Genomic DNA, 21,672 nt, shown 5'->3' on the forward strand with positions numbered 1-21,672 from the left:
TAATAGTGTGTGACACACACTATCGTGTGATGCATGAACGAGGATGAAGACAAGGCACTGGCCACCCACGAGCAGGAGCTGCGACGCGGCACCGTGGTCTTCGCCAGCCTCGTCGCCTGTCGACGGCCGCAGTACGGCTACTCGCTGCTGACGACGCTGACCGAAGCAGGCATCGCCACCGAAGCCAACACCCTCTACCCCCTGCTGCGGCGGCTCGAGAAGCAGGGGCTGCTCACATCGGTTTGGAATACCGAACAAGCCCGCCCCCGCAAGTACTACACACTCACCGACAGCGGCGCCGAAGTCGCCGCCGCACTGCACAGCCACTGGCTCGAACTCGACTCCAGCATCACGAAGCTCTGGAAGGACGGCACACCATGAGTGCGCTCACCGAAATCTACGTCGACAACGTCACCCGCCACCTCCCCGAAGAGTCCCGCCCGGACATTGCCGCCGAGATCACCGCCACGATCGATGACATGGTCGACGCCCGCCTCGGCGAGGATGCGGACACGTCCCCGGATCACGCGGCAACTGTCGAGCGCGAGGTCCTCGAAGAGCTCGGCGATCCCGTCGCGCTGTCGCGGGAGTACTCGAACTCACCACAGCACTTCATCGGCCCGAAATCGTACCCGCTCTTCCTCTGGAGCCTGCGCTGGATCCTGCCGGCCGTCGGCCTGCTGGCCATTCTCACGAATGTCGTGGTCACTCTCGCCACCTCCCCCGACGTCCAGATCGGCGAACTGATCGGCAAGACCGTCGGCAGCACCGTCACCGCGCTGCTGACCGCCTTCGCCGTCATCACGATCATCATCGGCCTCGGCGACCGCAGTTCGGACGGCGGCGCAGCCGAAACGATGCGCAAAAGGAAGTCGGGCACGTGGACGATCGATGACCTCGACCGTCGCGATTCCCACAGCAGGCAGATCCGCGCCGAGGCGGGGCTCGGGCTGGTCTTCATCGTCGCCCTGGCAGCCATCCCATTCATCCCCACGACCCTGCTCTACGTCAGCCACCTCAACGATGGGGAGACGTTCATCAACCCCGACCTCGGCGTCGGCTGGCTGGTCGGCTACTGGGCCTTCCTTGCCCTCATGGCCGCAGTCGAGATCATCAAGTTCACGACCGCCTCGGCGAAACCGGCCGTGGCCCTCATCGGCGGAATCGTCGACGTCGCCATGGCCGTCTTCCTCACCATCGCGCTGCTCACTCAGCCGGTCCTCCACCCCGAGCTCACGAACACCGCGAACGCCGACATCCAGCAGATCATCACGGTCATCGCGATCTGGATCATCGTGATCTGGGACCAGGTGAGCACCTGGCGGATCTATCGCCGCAATCGTCGGTGACGTCGTGCGGTCGGGACGGCCACCTGCCGACCCGACCGCACAGCTGCCGAGAGGCCTCAGCCGCGACGGCTGGCGATGACCGTGAACTTCTTGTTCCGGGCCAGCTCCCGACTCGGTCCGATGGTCGATTCGAGACGATCCCGGTAGCGCAGGTGCGAATTGAACACCGTGAGCACCTGCCCGCCCGGAGCCAGATGCTCGGCGGCCGTGGCCATGAGCGCCGCGGCCGTCTCTGTCTCGATGGTCGTTCCCTGATGGAACGGCGGATTGAGCAGGACCAGGTCGAATTCGCCCAGGCCCGCGAGCGCCGGCTCTTCCCGGTCCGCGGCATCACCGAGGATGATGTCGACGTCGACTCCGTTCGCTTCCGCTGTGGCCCTCGCCGAGGTGACCGCCGCCTTCGACACATCGACGCCGAATCCCGTATTCGCCCCCGAGGCCCGCATGGCCACGGTGAGCAGCCAACCGTTGCCGCAGCCGAGGTCGAGCACAGACTCCAGCGCTTCACCCGGGAGCAGCCCCAGCAGAGAGTCGATGAGCAGCTCCGAGCCCTCATCGCTCTTCGTCCCGGAGAAGCAGGCCCCATGTGCGCGGACTTCGAGCTCACCGACACCGCCGTGGGAGATCACTCCGCGGCGCGGGAATTCCGGCAGGCTCGGAGAGGACAGGGGGCGGCTGCCGATGATCATCCGGTGCTTGCCGACCCCGGGAGAGACATCGACTCGGCCGAAGCCGCGGGCAAGTTCCTTGTTGACGCCGCGGCTCATCGCATCGCTGCGGCCGATGACGATGATGGTGCTCGCGAACGGCTGCAGCACCGCGATCGTCTCGGTGAGCGCGTTCAGCGCCTTCGGAGCGTTGACGACGGCCCAGGTCTCCCCCACAGCGAGCTCGGCCAGTTCCGCGATCTCTCTGAGCTCGCTCACTGCCAGCACGGGTGCCGCTTCGGTGCCGGCCTCTCCGGCGACTCCCGCGGAATCGCCGGCGCCGGCCGAAGACTCGACCGCCGCGGCCGAGGCCCGCGCCTCGTCGAGCCGGTCGTTGTATGTGCACACCTGCGTCAGACGGCTGAGCAGGGTCGCCTGCAGACCGTGCCCATCATCGACGAGGATGAGGTTCTCAGGGACCTCAGCTGAGAGTTCGGCGGCGACGAAGGTGCCTTCGGTGTCTCGGCCCGAGACGTCGAGGACTCCGCAGCGGCGTCCGATGACGTAATCGATGAGCATCCGCGCCTGCGGCAGACCGGGCATGTCGCTCAGCCGGGGGTAAGCCGCCAACAGTTCCCGGCTGCGGTGGGCGGCGGCGGAGTCAGAGGGCAGCAGGGAGGCGGACATTCGCTCAGTCTAAACCGAGCGGGCCGTCTGCCGCCTCCTCGCTTGTGTGCCCTCAATCACCGGCCGAGGCCCTCCCCGCAGAGTGAACAGCCACCCGCCCGAACAGGGCGGATATGCTAGTAGTTGAGAGAGCTTCGTCCACTGTCGCACCAGGAGAGATCATGACAATTCTCGTCGGTTATTCCCCCTCGCCCGAAGGCAAGGCCGCTGTCGAATTCGGCATCGAGCAGGCCCGCGCATTCGACGACGTCCTCGTCGTCCTCAATGCCGGAATCGGTGAGACTCCCGACGAGCGCGGCGTGGCCACCAGCAAGGACATCGAGGAGCTCAAGGAGACGCTGAAGTCCTCCGAGGTCTCCCATGAGATCCTTCAGTTCCTCCGCGGCAATGATCCCGTCGAAGAGCTCCTGGCCCTCGCCGAGGCGACCACCGACACCCGCATGATCGTCATCGGATCACGCCGCCGCTCCCCCGTCGGCAAGCTCATCATGGGTTCGACGGCCCAGCGCATCATTCTCGACTCCGAGGTTCCCGTCGTCTCCGTCAAGGTCGACCGGCGCAAGAAGAAGTAGTCGCGCGCCGGTTCGCTGGAACGAGAATGCCCCGCACTGTCGTCAGTGCGGGGCAATTTCAATGGGATCGCTGCTGGGGTCGGCGTTCAGCCGGGCCCGCAGTCGGTCCGCCGCCCGACTTCAGTCATCAGCGCGAACCGGTGCGTCCCATGCGTCCAGGTCGGATTCGCTCCAGTCGCCGTAGGTCGGATTGGGTAGGACGATCCATTCGGTGCCGAACTTCGCACGGTTCTTCTCCACCAGTTTCCTCTGCTCGTCGACGGACGCATCCGCGAATGCGCCATCGAAATCGTGCAGGGTGTCACCGAGCTGCATGAGCAGGGTGTGGTTCGCCTCGACCTTCGCGCGCCGTTCATCCTTCGGCGGGCCAAGCAGCATCACGTGTTCGTCATCGGCCTGGGGCAGGCCCAACTTGGCAATGGCTTCGACATTCTTCGCCCGATTCTCTTCCGTCCGGTCCGAGACGTAGTAGATGTCGACTCCGAGCTGGTCGGCATGTTCGAAGAATTCCAACGCACCGGGGATCATTGCCGGCTCCCCGTTCTCCTCCCAGTCGTCCCAGGTGTCCCAGCCGCTGAAGTCATGGCACTTGGCGATATCACGGGCCAGCAGCTTCGAATTGTCGATGGCAGTCTCGTCGAGGTCGGTCATGATAGCCAGATCTTCCCCGCCCGGGGCCTTGGAAACGGCCTTGTCGAGCTGACGCGCAGCCATCTCATAGGTCTGTCCCTGCAGTGCCATCGCCTCAGCGCTCTGCTGTTGCCACTTCACACCCATGGTGTAGGCCGAGACGTCGCAGTCATCCGCCGCTTCGTCGCCCGATACCGGACCCGAATTGAGGATGTATCCGATCACCCCGACGATGAGCACGAGCAGAATCGTCAGGGCAGGAACGAGGGCTTTCTTCATTCATCTTCTTTCTTCAGTGTTGTTCTCTGCGGACAATTGTCAGTTCAGGAGGGTATCAGCCGTCGTGGCTGGCACGGCCGCTCGACGGTTCCGCAGCCTGGGAGCGTCGGATCAGTCCCCTGCGATGGCGGCGACGAGTGCGTCGATGTCCTCGGTCGTCGTGTCGAAGGCGCACATGAGGCGGACGATGTCCTTCTCCAAGGGCCAGTCGGCGAAGGCGAACGTCTGTCGGGCACGGGCGACCACCTCGGCGGGCATCCGGACGAACACGACGTTCGACTCAACTCTCTGCACGATCTCGATGCCGTGGACACGGCTCTGAGCGACCGCCTCGGCGAGGCTGTCCGCGAGATACAGCGCCATCTCGTTCGAGCGGGTGGCGGAGTTCCGCCACAGGTCGCCTTCGTACAGGGCGTTGAGCTGTGCCGAGAGGAAGCGCATCTTCGAGGCCAGCTGCAGATTCATCTTGCGCAGGAAGCGCATTCCGTGGCCGATGTCGGGGTTGAGGACGACGACCGCCTCTGCGCCGAGCAGGCCGTTCTTCGTCCCGCCCAGGCTGATGATGTCGACGCCGACCGCGGTCGTGATGTCGCCGAGTCCGACGCCGAGGTGGGCGGCGGCGTTGCCCAACCGGGAGCCGTCGACGTGGACGATCATGTCGAGCTCATGAGCGGTGGCAGCGATCGCGGCGATCTCGTCTGGGGTGTAGGTCGTGCCCCATTCGGTGGACTGGGAGATGCTCACGGCCAGCGGCTGCGCATTGTGTTCGTGGCCGCGGCCGATGATCGCGCCCTTGATGGTCTCGGGGGTGAGTTTGCCATTCTCGGTCGCGGCGCCGACGATCTTGAGTCCGCCGACCTTCTCAGGTGCGCCGGTCTCGTCGTAGTTGATATGCGCCGAGGCGGCCGTGATCACCGCCGCCCACCGCGGCAGTGCCGACTGCAGGGCGAGGACGTTCGCTCCGGTGCCGTTGAAGACGGGGAACGCCTGGGCTTCGGGTCCGAAATGGTGGGCCATGATGTCGTGGAAGCGCTGTGTCCACGGATCTCCGCCGTAGCCGGGCGTATGGCCGACGTTGGCCTCGGCAATGGCCGTGATGACCTCGGGGTGGACCCCGGCCCAGTTATCGGACCCGAAGTTGCGCGGGTGCGCCTCGGGGCTGGGGTCGACAGGTGGGGCTGCGGTGCCGGTGTCGGGGAGAAGGTCCGCGGGGTTCGTCGACTGCGCTGTCTGATCAGATGTCTGAGAGTTCACATTCTCAGACTAGTCCCTCATCAGTGAACGTACTCAATACCGAGGTCCGGGGCCTGCGGCCCTGTGCACCAGCAGTCGTACTCAACACCGGGGAATACGGTTGTCCCCGTCGGTCATCCTCGTCATCCGCTGTCTTTCGACCTGGGCGATGACTTCGGCGTCGACATCAACAGCGGGTCCTCGAGCGGGCCTCTGGCCGCGGCGACCCTGGCCTCGCTCTCAATCGACACGGCGTTCCTCAGCGCCGGTGCTTGGGATCTGGACCACGGCCTGACCACCTCGGAGACCGACAAGCTCACGCTCAAACGCGCAGCGCGGCAGGCCGCCCAACGCACGTTCCTCGTGGCCGACTCGACGAAATTCGACACCCATGCTCGGTTCAAGGCAGTGGCGCTCGACGAGCTCGATCTCATCATCACCGACGACCGTCTGTCCGAGCCTGACCGGAAGCGCCTCGAGGATTCGGGCGTGCGCATCGACTGCGCGAGGCTCTGAGCACCATCCCACACCTTTAGCTTCACACTGCACCTTTGCACCGGTGTGTTTTGCCGCTGACGGTGATGGATGGTGCAGCACCTGTAGGGAAAGCCAGCGAGGGTGACTGATGCCGAAGCACCTAGAGAAGCAGCCGACAACAGTACGTCGTGGCTGAAAAACAGAAAGACGTCGGGCCGGGACTGTTTGAACAGTCCCGGCCCGACGCCAGAGTCTCAGCGGCTCCACGAATCAGCGACTCAGATACTCAGCACCTTCAGGCGAGGAGTCCGCGCATGAGCTCGGCGGTCTCGGTCGGGGTCTTGCCGACCTTGACGCCTGCAGCCTCGAGGGCTTCCTTCTTGGCCTGAGCGGTTCCCGAGGAGCCGGAGACGATGGCGCCGGCGTGGCCCATGGTCTTGCCCTCGGGAGCGGTGAAGCCTGCGACGTAGCCGACGACCGGCTTCGTCACGTTCTCCTTGATGTAGGCGGCGGCACGCTCTTCGGCGTCTCCGCCGATCTCGCCGATCATGACGATGGCTTCGGTGTCAGGATCGGCCTCGAAGGCTTCGAGCGCATCGATGTGCGTGGTGCCGATGACCGGGTCTCCGCCGATGCCGATGGCGGTCGAGAAGCCGAGGTCACGCAGCTCGTACATCATCTGGTAGGTCAGGGTGCCGGACTTCGAGACGAGGCCCAGCTTGCCCTTCTTCGTGATGTTGGCCGGGATGATGCCGGCCAGCGACTCACCGGGGGTGATGATGCCCGGGCAGTTTGGTCCGATGATGCGGGTGGCGTTTCCGGCCGCCTGCGCACGGGCCCAGACCTCTGCCGAATCCTGCACGGGAATGCCCTCGGTGATGATGACGAGCAGACCGATCTTCGCGTCGATGGCCTCGATCGCGGCGTCCTTGGAGAACGCCGGCGGCACGAAGGCCACGGACACGTCAGCACCGGTGGCTTCCATCGCCTCGGCCACGGTTCCGAAGACGGGGAGTTCGACCTCGTTGCCAGCCTGGTCCTTGTGCTTGACGGTGGTGCCGGCCTTGCGGGCGTTGACACCACCGACGACGTTCGACCCGGCGGCGAGCATACGAGCGGTGTGCTTCGAGCCCTCTCCGCCGGTGATGCCCTGGACGATGATTTTCGAATCGGAATTCAGGAAGATAGACATTGTTGTAAAGACCTTTCCTTACTTGGCAGCAGCCAGTTCGGCGGCCTTGTCGGCTCCACCGTCCATCGTGTCAGTGAGCGTGACGAGCGGGTGCGCTGCCTTCTGCAGGATGGCGCGTCCCTCTTCCACGTTGTTGCCGTCGAGGCGGACGACGAGCGGCTTGGTGGCCTGGTCGCCGAGAATCTCGAGGGCCTTGACGATGCCGTCGGCCACAGCGTCACAGGCGGTGATTCCGCCGAAGACGTTGACGAAGACGGACTTCACCTGATCATCGCCGAGGATGACGTCGAGTCCGTTGGCCATGACCTCAGCCGAGGCGCCGCCCCCGATGTCGAGGAAGTTCGCGGGCTTGACGCCGCTGTGGTTCTCACCTGCGTAGGCGACGACGTCGAGGGTCGACATGACCAGTCCTGCGCCGTTGCCGATGATTCCGACCTCACCGTCGAGCTTGACGTAGTTGAGGTCGAGCTTCTTGGCCTTGAGTTCCAGCGGGTTCTCTGCGCTGATGTCGCGCAGCTCCTCGTGCTCCTTGTGGCGGAAGACGGCGTTGTCATCGAGCGAGACCTTGCCGTCGAGGGCGATGATGTCACCGGCGCCGGTCTTGACCAGCGGGTTGACCTCGACGAGGGTGGCGTCTTCCTTTTCGAAGACGGTCCACAGGCTGGTCAGCACGGGGGCGATCTTCGCAGCGGTGTCGGCGTCGAAGCCGGCCGCCTCGGCGATCTCTGCTGCCTTGGCATCGTTGATGCCGTCGATGGCGGAGACGGGGATCTTGGCGAGCGCTTCCGGACGTTCCACCGCCAGCTGCTCGATCTCCACTCCGCCTTCCTTCGAGCACATGGCCAGATAGGTGCGGTTGGACCGGTCGAGGAGGACGGAGAAATAGTACTCCTCCGCGATATCGGCACCTTCGGCGATCATCACCTTTTCGGTGATGTGGCCCTTGATGTCGAGTCCCAGGATGTCCTTGGCGCGGGCCGCGGCCTCATCGGGGTTCTTGGCGACCTTGACGCCGCCGGCCTTCCCACGACCGCCGATCTTGACCTGTGCCTTGACGACGACGACTCCGCCGCCAAGATCCTCGGCGGCCTTCTTCGCTGCTTCTGGCGTCGTCGCGACCTGGGCCTTGAGCACGGGCACTCCGTGCTTCTCGAACAGGTCACGTGCTTGATACTCGAAAAGATCCACGTGTTTTCCTTCGCTCTCACTGCCGGGTGGTTGGCCCCTGCAGGTTCGTTGACGGATGCAACAACCAAGGACAACCATATTCCCAAACGCACCCGTCCATCCAAACCTGCAGGTTAAACGGACCCTGAGCGTAAGGAATCTCTCGTCAAAAAGTATCTTTGCTCTCAAGATTCTTGATATGGACGTAAAATCGATTCATGGACGAAGTGGATCGAATAGTCGCAGCCTGGCGACGTGAGCGTCCGGATCTCGACGTCTCCCCGATGGAGATCCTCTCCCGCGTCTCGCGTCTGGCCAGACAGTTGGACCTGGCACGGAAGTCGAGCTTCTCCGACTACGGAATCGAGGGCTGGGCATTCGACGTGCTCTCCGCCCTCCGTCGAGCCGGTGAGCCCTATCAACTCTCCCCCTCGACACTGTTGCAGGAGACACTCGTCACGAGCGGCACCATGACCAATCGCATCGACCGGCTCGTCGCCCGCGGTTGGGTCGAACGCCGCCCCGATCCCGGCGATCGGCGCGGAGTGCTCGTCCACCTCACCGAGAGCGGCCGTGCCACCGTCGATTCCGCCCTGGCCGATCTGCTGGTCAAGGAGCGGGAGATCCTCAGCGGACTCACCCCCGCCGGCAGCCGCAAACTCGCCGGACTTCTGCGCGAGTTGTCCACCGGCTTCGACGGCGGCGAGGACTGAGCCGGATCCTGATCACCCCTGCCCACCCCGAGCACGGTCGCACCTGGCCACCCACAGGCACGGACGCATATAACCCACCCGAACCCCGACGACGAGGACCCAGCCATGCACGACGACCTCACGAATTTCCCGGGCGCACAGCCGCCTCGGCGAGAGCCCATCCACGGTCGATATATCGACCTCGAACCCATCGATCCGACCGTCCACGGCGATGCACTCTTCTCAGCGGTCTCGGCACCCGACGGGATCGAGGAGCGATTCCGCTACCTGCCGCAGACACCGCAGACCGAACGCAGCGATTTCGATTCCTGGATCGCCGAGGCGGCCACCTCGTCCGATCCCCTCTTCTTCGCCGTCGTGGACCGATCCACCGGTCGGGCCGAGGGCCGGCAGGCGCTCATGCGCATCGACGCCGCCAACGGCGTCATGGAGATCGGGCACATCCTCTGGGGTCCGGGGCTGGCCCGTACGCGGTCGGCCACCGAGGCGCTCTTCCTCTGCGCCGATCTCGCCTTCGCCTCCGGTTATCGTCGATTCGAGTGGAAATGCGATGACGCGAACGCTCCGTCGAAGATGGCCGCCGAACGCTTCGGGTTCACCTTCGAAGGGGTGTTCCGGCAGCACCTCGTGTACAAGGGCCGCAACCGCGACACCGCATGGTTCTCGATCATCGACAGCGAATGGCCGGCGCTGCGATCGGCGTATGAGCAGTGGCTCGACGAAGCGAACTTCGATGCCGAAGGTGGCCAGCGGCAGAGCCTGCGCGAACTCATCGCCGCAGCACGCCGCGGCTGAGGCGGCAGGGTCGGGCGCCGCGGTTGGGCGCCCGGCCTGTGACGCCGGGGCCAGTGCGCCGCATCTCGGCGCAGAGGCCTCGCGCCCGCGCCGCTTTCGCCGCCTCGCCGCGCGTCCACCCGGGCGCGGGCGGTCGCGCACATTAGGCTGGAGGCAATATCACTTGGACGCTGACGACACCTCGAGGAACCATGCGACTTCGCCCCCTTGCCCTGCTGTCCGCCGCTGCGCTGCTGGCCACGACGACGGCCTGCGTGGCGACACCCGATGAGACCCGGCCCCAGCCGCGCCCCTCGGTGAGCAAAGAAGAGGTCACCCCGATCGAGACGCCGGACGATGCGTCGGAGGTGTCCATCGTCGATTCCTCGCCGGGTGGGGCGAAGGACACCGACCCGCTGTGGCAGGGCCTCGCCGAGGCGGCCGAGAAGAAGACCGAGGCCTACCTCAAGGTGTACGTGCACACCGGCAACCCCGAGGTTCCCGATTCCGGCGAGACGACCGTGACTGCCGACAGCCCCGACAGCGTCAGTGTCACCGTCGATGCGGACAACGTCGATGACGGGGCGTCCCCGTTCCTGCTCATCCACGGCACCTTCGACGTCGAGGAGATCGGCAACTCGGCGTACACGCTGACAACCGTCGACGACGAGGACATCCCAGAGCTCGACCCGAAGGGGCCGGACGACGAGGAGCGCTGCACCGCCGATGACGCTCAGGACCGCATCGGGCTGGCCGCCGATGACCTCGCCGGAGATCCTGGCCGTCGCGAAGAGTTCCGCCAGCAGTGGGGCGGCTCGCCTCGCGTGTGGTGGGGCATCCAGAAGACCGCCATCAGCCTCGGCGAAGAGGGCGGAGTCGCCGGCGACTTCCTCACCGAAGCCTGCGGCGAATACCTCCAGTAATCACTGGGCTCCGCCTCGGTACGAGTCAAGTGGTGGCAGATTGCCACTCTGAGGCCGGTTTTGGGCATTCTGCGCACACTTGACGCGTACCAATGATCAGCCGGCGGCGTCGCCACCCGTCGTTCTGCATGCGACGATGACTCTATGAGAATCGCTGTCATCGGAGCTGGAATCGGCGGGCTCTCGGCTGCCGTGGGACTGCAGAGAGCCGGCGCCGATGTCACCGTGTTCGAACGTGCCTCCGAGGTGCGAGCCGGCGGTTCGGGGCTGTCGATCTTCGCCAACGGTCTCGCCGCGCTGGAGACGCTCGGCCTGCGCGAAGCCTTCGACGCCGTGACCGACTCCAGTGTCGAAGGCTTCGCTGCAGGTCAGCGCCGCGCCGATGGACGCTGGATCGTGCAGGTGCCCGACGAGGCCGTCGGTGCGCTGCGCATCGTCGACCGTGCCGACCTCCACCGAATCCTCCTCGATGCTTTGGCTCCTGGGACTGTGCGCACTGGCACCGAGGTGACCTCGGCAGCATCCGATGGGACGCTGACTTTCACACCCAATTCCTCTCACCTCGATGCACCTGCACGTTTCGACCTCGTGATCGGCGCCGACGGTCTGCACAGCCGGGTCCGCACCGGTGTCGCCGGTGGACCGGTGGCACCGCGGTACTCCGGGTATTCCGTATGGCGGGGCATCACCTCGGTGCCGGTGGCGCTGTCCGGCGAGGCCGGGGAATCGGTCGGGCGCGGGCGCCGCTTCGGCATCGCCCCGTTGGCCGACGGCCGTGTCTACTGGTTCGCGGTGGCGAACATGCCCGAGAACGCGGTCTTCGCCGACGAGAAGGCCACAGCGCTGCAGATGTTCATCGGCTGGCACTCCCCCATCGCCGAGCTCATCGCCGCCACCGACGCCGAGGCGGTCCGCCGCACCGCGATCTCCGACCTCTCGAGCCGGCTGGCCAGCTTCCATCGTGGCCGCGTCGTCCTCCTCGGGGATGCCGCGCATGCGATGACACCGAACCTCGGACAAGGCGGAGGCCAGGCTCTCGAAGATGCGGCGACGCTGGCCGTCCTGCTCACCCCGCTGCTCGGGGAGTCTCCGGGATCTGGGAGGAGCCGGCTCGGACAAACCGAAGAGCAAGCCGCCAGGGGTGCGGGCACTCGCACCGGTGAGGACCAGGACCACAATTTGGGTCCGAGCGTCTCAGTACCGCCAGAACTCGCTGCGGCACTGGGCCGCTATGACTCCCTGCGCCGCCCGCGCACGCAGTCGATCGCTCAGAAGTCCCGGCTCATGGGGCAGATTTTCCAACTCGAATCGCCCTTGCTGGCGGGGCTACGTAATGCCGTCTTCTCAGCGGTTCCCTCGCGACTCGTCGCCGCTCAGGCTGCGAGCGTCCAGAAATGGTCGCCGCCGCAGGTGTGATGCTGCCTGGTTCGGACTGATCCTCGGGTCCGTTGCTGCGGTCAGCCCCGCTGAGACGAGTTAAGTGTGCGCAGATTGCCCGTCAGACGCGGTGGCAATCTGCGCACAGGTAACGCATTCTCCCAGCAGCGTCTGGCCGCCCCAGCTGCTCGAACTCGAAAAGACTTGGGTCGCCAACAGATACTCAGCGCGGAACTCAGGTCGCTATCGGATACTTTTCGCGCTCGAAAGTATCCGCTAGCGACCTGTGTTCGGACGAATACCTGCTTGCACCGAATCAGTCGGTCAGGGCGCGGTTGTAGGCGTCGACGACCGGGGGCAGGAAGAAGCCCATGATCACGGCGATCGCGGTGACGAGGCATGCGAGTCCCAGCAGCAGGGAACCGCCGATGACGCTGAAGGCGAAGACGATGACGAGCAGTTCGAAGGCGATCGCCGCCGGACGCGCCCACCGGTGCAGGCGCCAGGCGCCTCGGGCCGCGGCGCCGACACCGGCTGCGAAGATGAGGAACATGACGGCCAGACCGATGAGCGAGGCCGCCAGCGGTCCGGCGGTGATCGCCGTGATGACGAACGACACCGCGGCACCGATCAGGGCCAGTGCTTGGATGCTGAGGACGGTGACGGGCAGCAGCATCGCCCGCGGGGTAGGAATCCCGTGCCCCTCGGGCTCCGGTGAGGCGCCGGAGCCTGCGGTCCGGCCATTGCGTGAGCTCAAATGGTCACCCGGGCGAATCCGGGGATGAGGATCTCATCGAGCATGCGCTCACGCACGTCCAGCGGCAGGAAGGCCGCGGTCACGGCGTTGACCGTCGCCCATTCGAGGTCGGTCTGGTTCCAGCCGGCCTCGTCGACGAGCAGTCGCATCTCTCGTGAGACGGAGGTGCCGGACATGAGCCGGTTGTCCGGGTTGATGGTGACGGCGAAGCCGAGGTCTTTTAATCCTGTGATCGGGTGTCCGGCGATGGTGCCGCCGATGTCGGTCTGCAGGTTGGAGCTCGGGCACAGTTCGAGCGGGATCTGCTGGTCGAGGACCCAGGCGGCGAGGCTGCCGAGCTGGCCCTGACCGTCGACGATGTCCATGTCCTCGACGATGCGCGCACCATGGCCCAGACGCTGGGCGTGGCAGATGGTGACCGCCTCGTGGATGGATTCCTTGCCGGCGGCCTCACCGGCATGGATCGTCACCGGCACATACGCCTGATGCAGGGCGTTGAAGGCGGAGAGGTGCGCAGACGGCGGGAAGCCGTTCTCGGGTCCGGCGATGTCGAATCCGACGACACCGGAATCCGCGCCCTTCTCGCGATGGCGGATGGCCAGTTCGGCGATCGCCAGGGAGTTTTCGGCCTGCCGCATGGCCGTGATGAGCTGGCCGACGCGGATGTACTTGCCATCGGCCGCCGCCTCGGAGACGCCGGCTTCCAGACCGTCCTGGACGGCTTCGACGACGGCGTCGAGTTCGAGACCGCCCTCGAGGTGCTGTTCGGGAGCCCACCGGGCTTCGGCGTAGAAGACGCCGTCGGCCACCTGGTCGAGGACCCATTCCTTGGCCACTCGGCGCAGGTTGTCCTCGCTCTGCATGACCGCCACGGTGTGCGAGAACGTCTCAAGGTAGCGGACCAGGTCACCGGAGTTCGCGGACTCCGAGAACCACCGGCGCAGCGACTCGGCATCGGTGGCGGGCAGGGTGTGGCCGATCGAGTCGGCCAGCTCGATCATCGTCGACGGGCGCAGACCGCCGTCGAGGTGATCATGGAGGGAGACTTTGGGCAGCTGCAGGATGGGGTCGTCCGATGCGACGCCGGCGGGTACATTCATCACCGTCTCAGCTTATCCGATGCGGCGTGCGCCCCTCATCCCTTCTCCAGGTCGATCTCCCCGCTCTTGATTCGCTCCCGCAGGTCCGTGATCCCCCGTCCGGCGTCGGAGACGCGGGAGAGGAATCCGTCCTCGGCGACGATCCGCACCCCGCCGTTGTCGATCGTGCCCTTGTACCGTCGCTCGCTGACTTCGAAGCCGCTGATCTCCTCCGGTTCCGTCTTCGGTGCGGGGGCCACCTCGTCGGGGTTCCTGCTCTGCGGCCAATCGGGGAACATCGTCCGCAGTCCGCGGCGCACGTTCGGCTCGACGGTGGCCACGATCGCCTTCGAGAACCCGCCCGCGGTGCCGTACCAGATGACCTTCGGCGCGCTCGGCCCATCCTCCCCGCTCTCCGGGGCCCCCGTATCCGCGGTCAGGTCGGTCCGCTTCTCATCCGCTGAGGTGACCACTCCCATCGCGGCCGCCGATCCGAACGGGACGAGCACGTCGACATCGGCGTCGAAGGATCGTTCGAAGTAGTCCTTCCCGGCGTCGCGGGTGTCGTCGATCGCCCGCGGCGAACCGTTCGCCGAGGCGGCCCGGTCCGAGGAGGGATGGTAGGACTCCGCTTTCGGCAGGTCCTCGTCCTTCTCCTTGTTGTACAGGTCGACCCCGGCGTCGAAGGCGGCCAGGATGCGGTCGGCCTGCGGGAATCCGTGCGAGACGACGATGCCGACTTTTCCCGTCTCCGAGGCAGTGGCCGCGGTGAAGCCGGCGATGAACGCCGGTGGGACGAGATCGAAATCCATGCTCAGCACGTTCTTCGGCAGGTCGTCGGTGCCGGGCGAGACCCCGAGGAACAGGTCGTCGGGGTGAGCCGCGGCGAAGTCCGCGAGTTCGTCCGCTCCGCCGGGGCCGATGACCGTGGTCAGTGCACAGTCGTGCCTGTGCATCCGATCCAATGCCGCCGAGGTGGCCGACCCTCCCGAGACGCGTTGACTCGAGGTGCCCGAGAAGACTCCGGCCCCGCGGGCCAGTTCCGTCTCCTCGAGGGTGAGTGCACCCGCGGAGTGATCGTCGAAGCCGGCCGGGGCCGAGACGAGGCAGCCCAGCCGTTCCTCTTCGAGGGCGTCGGGGGCATTGACGGAGCAGGCGCTGAGCGTGAGGACGGCGAGCGCGGCGATCTGCGTGGTTCGGGCTCTCATCCTCATGAGTCCAAGATTATCGGCCCGCCCTGACACGGCGTAATCAGACATCGTCCGTGGCAGATCACATGGCAGGTCAGAAGGCAGCAGCGGCCGACCGCGTGCGAGCAATCAGCCGCCGGGTCAGCGCTCGCGGTCGAGGACCTTGAGCGCGGTGGCCGTGAATACGCGGGCGGCGATCTCCACGGCACGTTCGTCGATGAGCAGATCACCCTGGTGGATGTCGTAGGTGATGCCGCCGGGCGTGCGGGTGCCCAGACGGATGAGCGCTCCCGGGCAGTGGGTGAGGTACCACGCGAAGTCCTCCCCTCCCATGGACTGCGGGGTCAGCTGCACCGAGTTCTCACCGAGTTCCCCGCGGACGGCGGATTCGATGAGGGTGACCTGGTCTTCGGTGTTGACCACCGGTGGGACGCCTCGGCGATGTTCGAGGTCGACCTCGACTCCGTAGGGTCCGGCGATGCGGTCGACGAGCTCGGGCAGCACCTCGGCGACCTGGTTCCAGCCGTCGACGTCGAGGCAGCGCAGGGTACCGCGGAGGATGCCCTCGCTGGGGACGACGTTCGCGGCATGGCCGGCGCTGATCTCGCCCCACACCAGAGAGATCGCGTGGCGCGGGTCGATCAGCCGACCCAGGGTCGAGGGCAGGTCGGTGGCGAGCTTGCCGAGCGCGTAGACGAGGTCCTCGGTCAGGTGCGGACGCGAGGTGTGCCCGCCGTGACCGGAGAGGCGGATGATGACCGTGTCGCCGGCGGCGGTGATGGCGCCGATGCGCGAACCGACCTTGCCGATGTCGACGTTCGGGTCACAGTGGACGGCATAGACTTCGGGCACATCGTCGAGGACACCCTGGGAGATCACGCGCAGCGCACCACCCGGGGTGACTTCCTCACCGGGCTGGAAGATCAGTCGCACGCGTCCGCCGAGTCCGCCGGGCCGTGTCTCGTGGATCTTCTGGAGGGCGATGCCGGCACCGATGAGGGAGGTCAGGTGGACGTCGTGGCCGCAGGCGTGGGCGACGCCGGGCACGGTGGACCGGAATTCCTCATCGATGAGGTCATCAACGGGCAGGGCGTCGATATCGGCGCGCAGCCCCACGGCCACCGGTCCGTCGCCGATGTCGCAGACGACTCCGGTGCTCTCGAGGCGCTGGGGTGTGAGACCGGCGGCCTCGAGACGGGCGACGATCTTGTCGGTGGTCTCGAACTCCTGGAAGGACAGTTCCGGATGGGCATGGATGTCGCGGCGGAAATCGATGAGTTCAGCACCGATCTCAGCGATTGTCGAGCTGATCACGTCGGGTCCTTCAGTGCGGGGAGGTCGGGGATGGGCGATGTCGAACATTTCAAGCCATGCTAGGCACTCGATGTCATAAATGTGCCCATTGCGACCAATTTCGACATACTTCGCGCTCCACTCCCCCGGGAGCGCCGACTGTGGATCAGAGCAGTTCGTCGAGTCCGCGCTCATCGGCGAGGGACACGGCCTTCTTCACGTCCTGGGCGTGCGAGCGGGAGGTGATGAGCAGGACGTCGTCGGTGTCGACGACGACGAGGTCGTCGAGCCCGACGATCGCCACGGTCCGCGGTCCTTCGGAGAACACGACTCCCGAGGCATCGACCTCGAGCAGGTCGGTGTTGCCGCCGATCGAGATCACTCCCCGCGGCTCCCCGGGAACCGGCTGGCGCAGCCTGGCCACCGAATCGAAGTCGCCGACGTCGTCCCAACCGAAGTCACCGGGGATGACGATGACGCGACCGGCTGCGGCTGCGGGCTCGGCCACCACATAGTCGATGGCTCGCTTCTCCAGTCCGGGCCACACGGCGCTGAGGACCTCGTCATGGTCTGAGGTGTCCCAGGCCTCGGCGATCCGGGCCAGCCCCGAATAGAGGGGCGGGTCCTCCTCGGCGAGGATGTCGAGAAGGGAGGACGCTTTGGCGATGAACATGCCCGCGTTCCAGCGGTAGCGACCGGAGTTCACATACTGACGAGCCGTGCTCGCCTCCGGCTTCTCCGCGAACGCCAGCGCCCGCCGGGCCGTGGGCGCCCCGTCGAGCCCGAGCAGGTCACCGGTCTCGATATAGCCGTAGGCCGTGGCGGGGTTGCGGGGCATGATGCCGACCGTGACGATGTCTCCGGTCTGCGCGGCGGCGACGGCCTGATCGATGACGAGACGGAATTCGTCGACGTTCGTAATCGAATGATCGGCGGAGAACGATCCGACGATGGCCTCGGGATCCTCGCGGGCGATGAGCATGGCGGCCAGACCGATGGCGGCAGCGGAATCCTTCGGGGAGGGCTCGGCGATGATCTGGCCGCGGGCGATATGCGGCAGCTGCTCGGCGACCTGATCGAAGTGGCTCTCGCCGGTGACCACCCAGACTCTGTCGTCGCCGACGATGGGCGCGACCCGGTCCCAGGTGGCCTGGATGAGGCTGCGTCCGAGGCCGAGGACATCGTGGAGGAACTTCGGCGTCGCCCGACGCGACAGCGGCCACAGGCGCGTTCCGGATCCGCCGGCGGGGATGATGGCGTGGAAGTGCGTGTTCACGATCTCAGTGTCTCAGAGTTCGGGCACACCTTCCCCGAGGTTGCCCGCCGTGTCGGATGAGCCGATCCTCAAGGCTCCGGTGGGGAACTCCCCACCTCAGGACCGCCTCGGCGATGGTGTGCCCGTGTTCCCGGGCCGTCCAGGTCTGAACGGGAACGAGACAATTTAGAGCACACGACTGTGATGTAAATGAAATTCCGTGAGACGGTGAATCCCAGTTTTGAGGGAATTGCCAGGGTTGCGGTGTGATCCGGGACGCTCAGCCGTGTCTCGACTGGCACGGGAGCGGTCTTCGGCGTAGTTTCTAAACGTACACACCCGAATTATCAAGATGGAGGATGCTCCGTGGCCAAAGCGTCTACGGGCACTCTGTACCGAGGAAACGAAGGAATGTGGTCCTGGGTCGCGCATCGCGTCACAGGCGTCGGAATCTTCTTCTTCCTTCTGGTCCACGTGCTCGATACTGCACTCGTCCGCGTCTCGCCCGAGGCCTACAACGCAGTGATCGGAACCTACAAGACACCGGTCATGGCATTCGGTGAGATCGCGCTCGTCGCCGCCATCGCGTTCCATGCGTTCAACGGTCTGCGCGTCATTCTCGTCGATTTCTCGAAGAGTGGCCCGAAAAATCAGAAGAAGCTGTTCTGGGGAGTCATGATCGTCTGGCTCATCATCATGATCGCCTTCATTCCCCGCCAGCTGATGCACACCTTCGGAGGCTGACATGAGCACAACATCCATTCCGGCTCCGCGGACCGGCTACTCCCGGCACAAGTCGACGCGCTCGAAGTTCGAGATGTTCGCATGGCTGTTCATGCGCATCTCCGGCGTCGTGCTCGTCATCCTCATCTTCGGCCACCTGTTCGTGAACCTGTGGGTCGGCGACGGCGTCCAGGCCATCGACTTCGGATTCGTCGCAGGCAAATGGGCCAGCCCGTTCTGGCAGATCTGGGATCTGCTCATGCTGTGGCTGGCGATGTTGCACGGCACCAACGGTCTGCGCACCATCATCATGGACTACTCCGAGAAGCCCGGCACACGCATGTCCCTGCAGGTGATCCTCTACATCGCCTCGGTCATCGTCATCGTGCTCGGCACGCTCGTCATCTTCACGTTCGATCCCTGCCCGGCCGGAGCGGACCCCTCGGTCCTGGCTGAGTTCTGCAAGGCCTAAAGGAGAAACATGCAGGTACATCATTACGACGTCGTCATCGTCGGCGCCGGCGGCGCCGGCATGCGTGCGGCGATCGAGTCGGGCCAGCGCGCCCGCACCGCCGTTCTCACGAAGCTCTACCCCACCCGTTCGCACACCGGTGCCGCCCAGGGCGGAATGTGCGCCGCACTGGCGAACGTGGAAGAGGACAACTGGGAATGGCACACCTTCGACACCGTCAAGGGCGGTGACTACCTGGTCGACCAGGACGCCGCAGAGGTGATGGCCAAGGAAGCCATCGACGCCGTCCTCGACCTCGAGAAGATGGGGCTGCCGTTCAACCGCACCCCCGAAGGCAAGATCGACCAGCGTCGCTTCGGCGGACACACCCGCGACCACGGCAAGTCCGCCGTGCGCCGCTCCTGCTACGCCGCAGACCGCACCGGTCACATGATCCTCCAGACCCTGTACCAACAGTGCGTCAAGCACGGCGTGGAGTTCTACAACGAGTTCTACGTCCTCGACCTCCTCATGACCGAGGTCGACGGGGTCAAGCGCCCGGCCGGAGTCGTGTCCTACGAACTGGCCACCGGCGAGATCCACGTCTTCCAGGCCAAGTCGGTCGTCTTCGCCACCGGCGGTGTCGGCAAGGTCTTCAAGACCACCTCGAACGCGCACACCCTGACCGGTGACGGCATGGCCGTGACCTACAACCGAGGGATCCCGCTGGAGGACATGGAGTTCTTCCAGTTCCACCCCACAGGTCTCGCCGGCCTGGGCATCCTGCTCTCCGAGGCGGCACGTGGTGAGGGCGGCATCCTCCGCAACTCCGAGGGTGAGCGCTTCATGGAGCGCTACGCCCCGACGATCAAGGACCTCGCTCCGCGTGACATCGTGGCCCGTTCGATGGCCAACGAGGTGCGCGAGGGCCGCGGCTGCGGACCGAACAAGGACTACGTCCTGCTCGACCTCACCCACCTCGAGCCCTCCCATATCGACGAAAAGCTGCCCGACATCACCGAGTTCGCTCGCACCTACCTCGGTGTGGAGCCCTACACGGAACCGGTGCCGGTCTTCCCGACCGCGCACTACGCGATGGGCGGCATCCCGACGAACGTCGAAGCCGAAGTGCTCGCCGACAACGACACCGTCATCCCCGGCCTCTACGCCGCCGGTGAGTGCGCCTGCGTGTCCGTGCACGGTTCGAACCGTCTGGGCACGAACTCGCTGCTCGACATCAATGTCTTCGGCAAGCGTGCCGGCATCGCCGCTGCGGAATACGCGCAGACCGCCGAGTTCGTCGAGCTGCCCGAGAGCCCGGCGACCGACGTCGTCGAGATGCTCGAGAAGATGCGCACCTCGGACGGCACCGAGCGCATCGCGGCGATCCGCAAGGACCTGCAGGACATCATGGACGCCAACGTCCAGGTGTTCCGCACCGATGAGACGCTGCGTGAGGCTCTCGACGAGATCGCCAAGCTGCGCGAGCGCTACAACAACGTGGGCATCCAGGACCGCGGCAAGCGCTACAACCTCGATCTGCTCGAAGCCGTCGAGCTCGGCTTCCTGCTCGAGCTCGCCGAGGTCATCTCTGTCGCCGCCATCCACCGGAAGGAATCGCGTGGAGGACACTTCCGCGAGGACTTCCCGGATCGTGACGACGAGAAGTTCATGCACCATACGATGACCTACCTCGATCCCGAAGCGGAGACCGACGGCATCAAGGGCATGCGTCTGGAGACGAAGCCCGTCATCGTCACCCGTTACCAGCCGATGGAGCGTAAGTACTGATGAGCACCGATACCACCCCAGAGCCAGCGTCGAAGATCGACCTGCCGACCCACGTGTCGGGCGAAGGCGGAACCATTCCGTCCTTCGACTGCACCTTCCGGATCGCTCGTTTCGACCCCGAGGTCGATTCCGAGCCGCACTGGGAGGAATACAACGTCACGATGTACGGCACCGACCGCGTGCTGGATGCTCTCCACAAGATCAAGTGGGAGATCGACGGTTCGCTGTCCTTCCGCCGGTCCTGCGCCCACGGCGTCTGCGGTTCCGATGCGATGCGCATCAACGGCCGCAACCGCCTGGCCTGCAAGACGCTGCTCAAGGATCTCGACACGTCCAAGCCGATCACCGTCGAGGCGATCAAGGGCCTTCCGCTCGAGAAAGACATGATCGTCGACATGGAGCCCTTCTTCCAGTCGTACCGCGAGGTCATGCCGTTCCTCGTCACCTCGGGACACGAGCCCACGCGTGAGCGTCTGCAGTCGGCCGAACAGCGTGAGGCCTTCGACGACACCACGAAGTGCATCCTCTGCGCAGCCTGCACCTCCTCATGCCCCGTGTTCTGGACCGACGGCCAGTACTTCGGTCCGGCCGCGATCGTCAATGCGCACCGTTTCATCTTCGATTCGCGTGACGAAGGCGGAGACATGCGCCTGGAGGTCCTCAACGACAAGGAAGGCGTGTGGCGCTGCCGCACCACCTTCAACTGCACCGAGGCCTGCCCTCGCGGCATCGAGATCACCAAGGCCATCGCCGAGGTGAAGCAGGCGATCCTGCAGCGCGCGTTCTGATCGCGTAAGCGCAAGTCAGACCGCAGCGGCCCCGCACCATTTGGTGCGGGGCCGCTTTCGTCTGCCCCGCCTCGGTGGGTGGGGCGCCTCGGTCGAGAAACGGCGTCGGTGAGGGTGCGGCCCCGGTGGGGTAGGGGGTCGCCTCGGTGGGTGGAGTGCGGCCTCGGTGGGTGGAGTGCGGCCTCGGTGGGTGGAGGGGAACAACTTCCTCACATACACGGTTGAAGTCAGAGAGCACTGATTTGAACATGTGCCACTGGACTTCAACCGTGCTTTTGCGGAAGTGGCCTCGCCGCTTCGACAGCGCTCCAGCCGGATTTCGGTA

The 21,672-nt window shown here is 65.5% G+C and carries 22 protein-coding genes; 12 read left to right on the forward strand and 10 right to left on the reverse strand.

The window, feature by feature from the left end; all coding sequences use genetic code 11:
- Window positions 1-33: 33 nt before the first annotated feature.
- The gene (locus ACTIIH_RS04690) at window positions 34-381 is read left to right on the forward strand and encodes a PadR family transcriptional regulator (RefSeq protein ID WP_169252795.1); all 348 of its coding nucleotides are present in this window, start codon (window positions 34-36) and stop codon (window positions 379-381) included.
- Window positions 378-1,349, forward strand: coding sequence for an HAAS signaling domain-containing protein (locus ACTIIH_RS04695; protein ID WP_441450797.1), 972 nt, complete (start codon window positions 378-380; stop codon window positions 1,347-1,349). The genes ACTIIH_RS04690 and ACTIIH_RS04695 overlap by 4 nt, the downstream gene beginning before the upstream one ends.
- A 56-nt stretch (window positions 1,350-1,405) precedes the next feature.
- Here the strand turns inward: ACTIIH_RS04695 and ACTIIH_RS04700 are convergent, their stop codons facing one another.
- Window positions 1,406-2,683: a class I SAM-dependent methyltransferase gene (locus tag ACTIIH_RS04700; RefSeq protein WP_441450799.1), complete on the reverse strand. Its 1,278-nt coding sequence runs from the start codon at window positions 2,681-2,683 to the stop codon at window positions 1,406-1,408.
- A 161-nt stretch (window positions 2,684-2,844) separates the two neighbouring features.
- Between ACTIIH_RS04700 and ACTIIH_RS04705 the strand changes: the two genes are divergently transcribed.
- Window positions 2,845-3,255, forward strand: coding sequence for a universal stress protein (locus ACTIIH_RS04705; protein WP_039209735.1), 411 nt, complete (start codon window positions 2,845-2,847; stop codon window positions 3,253-3,255).
- 120 nt (window positions 3,256-3,375) lie between these two features.
- Here the strand turns inward: ACTIIH_RS04705 and ACTIIH_RS04710 are convergent, their stop codons facing one another.
- Window positions 3,376-4,164, reverse strand: coding sequence for a 5'-nucleotidase, lipoprotein e(P4) family (locus ACTIIH_RS04710; RefSeq protein ID WP_441091145.1), 789 nt, complete (start codon window positions 4,162-4,164; stop codon window positions 3,376-3,378).
- A 111-nt stretch (window positions 4,165-4,275) separates the two neighbouring features.
- Window positions 4,276-5,418, reverse strand: a complete 1,143-nt coding sequence (locus tag ACTIIH_RS04715; protein ID WP_441091144.1) for a threonine aldolase family protein — start codon at window positions 5,416-5,418, stop codon at window positions 4,276-4,278.
- A gap of 63 nt (window positions 5,419-5,481) precedes the next feature.
- Between ACTIIH_RS04715 and ACTIIH_RS04720 the strand changes: the two genes are divergently transcribed.
- On the forward strand, window positions 5,482-5,913 hold the full coding sequence (locus ACTIIH_RS04720; protein WP_441450802.1) for a hypothetical protein: 432 nt from the start codon (window positions 5,482-5,484) through the stop codon (window positions 5,911-5,913).
- 256 nt (window positions 5,914-6,169) lie between these two features.
- On the opposite strand, the gene sucD is transcribed toward ACTIIH_RS04720, so the two are convergent.
- Window positions 6,170-7,066 carry a succinate--CoA ligase subunit alpha gene (gene sucD / locus ACTIIH_RS04725; protein ID WP_441450804.1) on the reverse strand — a complete coding sequence of 299 codons (897 nt, stop codon included), beginning with the start codon at window positions 7,064-7,066 and terminating at the stop codon, window positions 6,170-6,172.
- Between the two features lie 18 nt (window positions 7,067-7,084).
- Window positions 7,085-8,254 carry an ADP-forming succinate--CoA ligase subunit beta gene (gene sucC, locus ACTIIH_RS04730; RefSeq protein WP_441091141.1) on the reverse strand — a complete coding sequence of 390 codons (1,170 nt, stop codon included), beginning with the start codon at window positions 8,252-8,254 and terminating at the stop codon, window positions 7,085-7,087.
- Between the two features lie 197 nt (window positions 8,255-8,451).
- On the opposite strand from sucC, the gene ACTIIH_RS04735 reads away from it, so the two are divergent.
- The 4 genes from ACTIIH_RS04735 to ACTIIH_RS04750 all read left to right on the forward strand — a co-directional run bounded on the left by ACTIIH_RS04735 (window position 8,452) and on the right by ACTIIH_RS04750 (window position 12,059).
- On the forward strand, window positions 8,452-8,946 hold the full coding sequence (locus ACTIIH_RS04735) for a MarR family winged helix-turn-helix transcriptional regulator (protein WP_441450805.1): 495 nt from the start codon (window positions 8,452-8,454) through the stop codon (window positions 8,944-8,946).
- Between the two features lie 105 nt (window positions 8,947-9,051).
- Window positions 9,052-9,741 (forward strand): GNAT family N-acetyltransferase, encoded by a 690-nt coding sequence (locus ACTIIH_RS04740; RefSeq protein WP_441450807.1) that lies wholly within the window; start codon window positions 9,052-9,054, stop codon window positions 9,739-9,741.
- Window positions 9,742-9,932: 191 nt separating this feature from the next.
- A complete protein-coding gene (locus ACTIIH_RS04745; protein ID WP_441450809.1) occupies window positions 9,933-10,643 on the forward strand; it encodes a hypothetical protein in 711 nt (236 codons plus the stop codon).
- A gap of 144 nt (window positions 10,644-10,787) precedes the next feature.
- Entirely contained in the window at window positions 10,788-12,059 is a 1,272-nt protein-coding gene (locus tag ACTIIH_RS04750; protein ID WP_441450811.1) for an FAD-dependent monooxygenase, read from the forward strand.
- A 277-nt stretch (window positions 12,060-12,336) separates the two neighbouring features.
- Here ACTIIH_RS04750 and ACTIIH_RS04755 read toward each other — a convergent pair whose 3' ends face one another.
- The 5 genes from ACTIIH_RS04755 to ACTIIH_RS04775 all read right to left on the reverse strand — a co-directional run bounded on the left by ACTIIH_RS04755 (window position 12,337) and on the right by ACTIIH_RS04775 (window position 17,615).
- Window positions 12,337-12,777, reverse strand: a complete 441-nt coding sequence (locus tag ACTIIH_RS04755; RefSeq protein WP_441091136.1) for a hypothetical protein — start codon at window positions 12,775-12,777, stop codon at window positions 12,337-12,339.
- A complete protein-coding gene (locus tag ACTIIH_RS04760) occupies window positions 12,774-13,877 on the reverse strand; it encodes an adenosine deaminase (protein WP_441450830.1) in 1,104 nt (367 codons plus the stop codon). The genes ACTIIH_RS04755 and ACTIIH_RS04760 overlap by 4 nt, the downstream gene beginning before the upstream one ends.
- Window positions 13,878-13,912: 35 nt before the next feature.
- A complete protein-coding gene (locus ACTIIH_RS04765) occupies window positions 13,913-15,064 on the reverse strand; it encodes a BMP family ABC transporter substrate-binding protein (protein ID WP_441450813.1) in 1,152 nt (383 codons plus the stop codon).
- Window positions 15,065-15,187: 123 nt separating this feature from the next.
- A complete protein-coding gene (locus ACTIIH_RS04770) occupies window positions 15,188-16,360 on the reverse strand; it encodes an amidohydrolase (RefSeq protein WP_441450815.1) in 1,173 nt (390 codons plus the stop codon).
- 145 nt (window positions 16,361-16,505) lie between these two features.
- On the reverse strand, window positions 16,506-17,615 hold the full coding sequence (locus tag ACTIIH_RS04775; protein WP_441450817.1) for a mannose-1-phosphate guanylyltransferase: 1,110 nt from the start codon (window positions 17,613-17,615) through the stop codon (window positions 16,506-16,508).
- Between the two features lie 345 nt (window positions 17,616-17,960).
- Here ACTIIH_RS04775 and sdhC point away from each other — a divergent pair, with 345 nt between their 5' ends.
- The 4 genes from sdhC to ACTIIH_RS04795 are packed head-to-tail and all read left to right on the forward strand — an operon-like array spanning window position 17,961 to window position 21,347.
- Window positions 17,961-18,338 (forward strand): succinate dehydrogenase, cytochrome b556 subunit, encoded by a 378-nt coding sequence (gene sdhC / locus ACTIIH_RS04780; protein WP_092011973.1) that lies wholly within the window; start codon window positions 17,961-17,963, stop codon window positions 18,336-18,338.
- Window position 18,339: 1 nt separating this feature from the next.
- Entirely contained in the window at window positions 18,340-18,789 is a 450-nt protein-coding gene (locus ACTIIH_RS04785; protein WP_166823226.1) for a succinate dehydrogenase hydrophobic membrane anchor subunit, read from the forward strand.
- A 9-nt stretch (window positions 18,790-18,798) separates the two neighbouring features.
- Window positions 18,799-20,559, forward strand: a complete 1,761-nt coding sequence (gene sdhA, locus ACTIIH_RS04790) for a succinate dehydrogenase flavoprotein subunit (protein WP_441450819.1) — start codon at window positions 18,799-18,801, stop codon at window positions 20,557-20,559.
- A complete protein-coding gene (locus ACTIIH_RS04795) occupies window positions 20,559-21,347 on the forward strand; it encodes a succinate dehydrogenase iron-sulfur subunit (protein ID WP_025778715.1) in 789 nt (262 codons plus the stop codon). The genes sdhA and ACTIIH_RS04795 overlap by 1 nt, the downstream gene beginning before the upstream one ends.
- Window positions 21,348-21,672 lie beyond the last annotated feature (325 nt).

This window comes from Brevibacterium sp. (genome assembly GCF_052105255.1).
Classification (GTDB): Bacteria; Actinomycetota; Actinomycetes; order Actinomycetales; family Brevibacteriaceae; genus Brevibacterium; species Brevibacterium linens_B.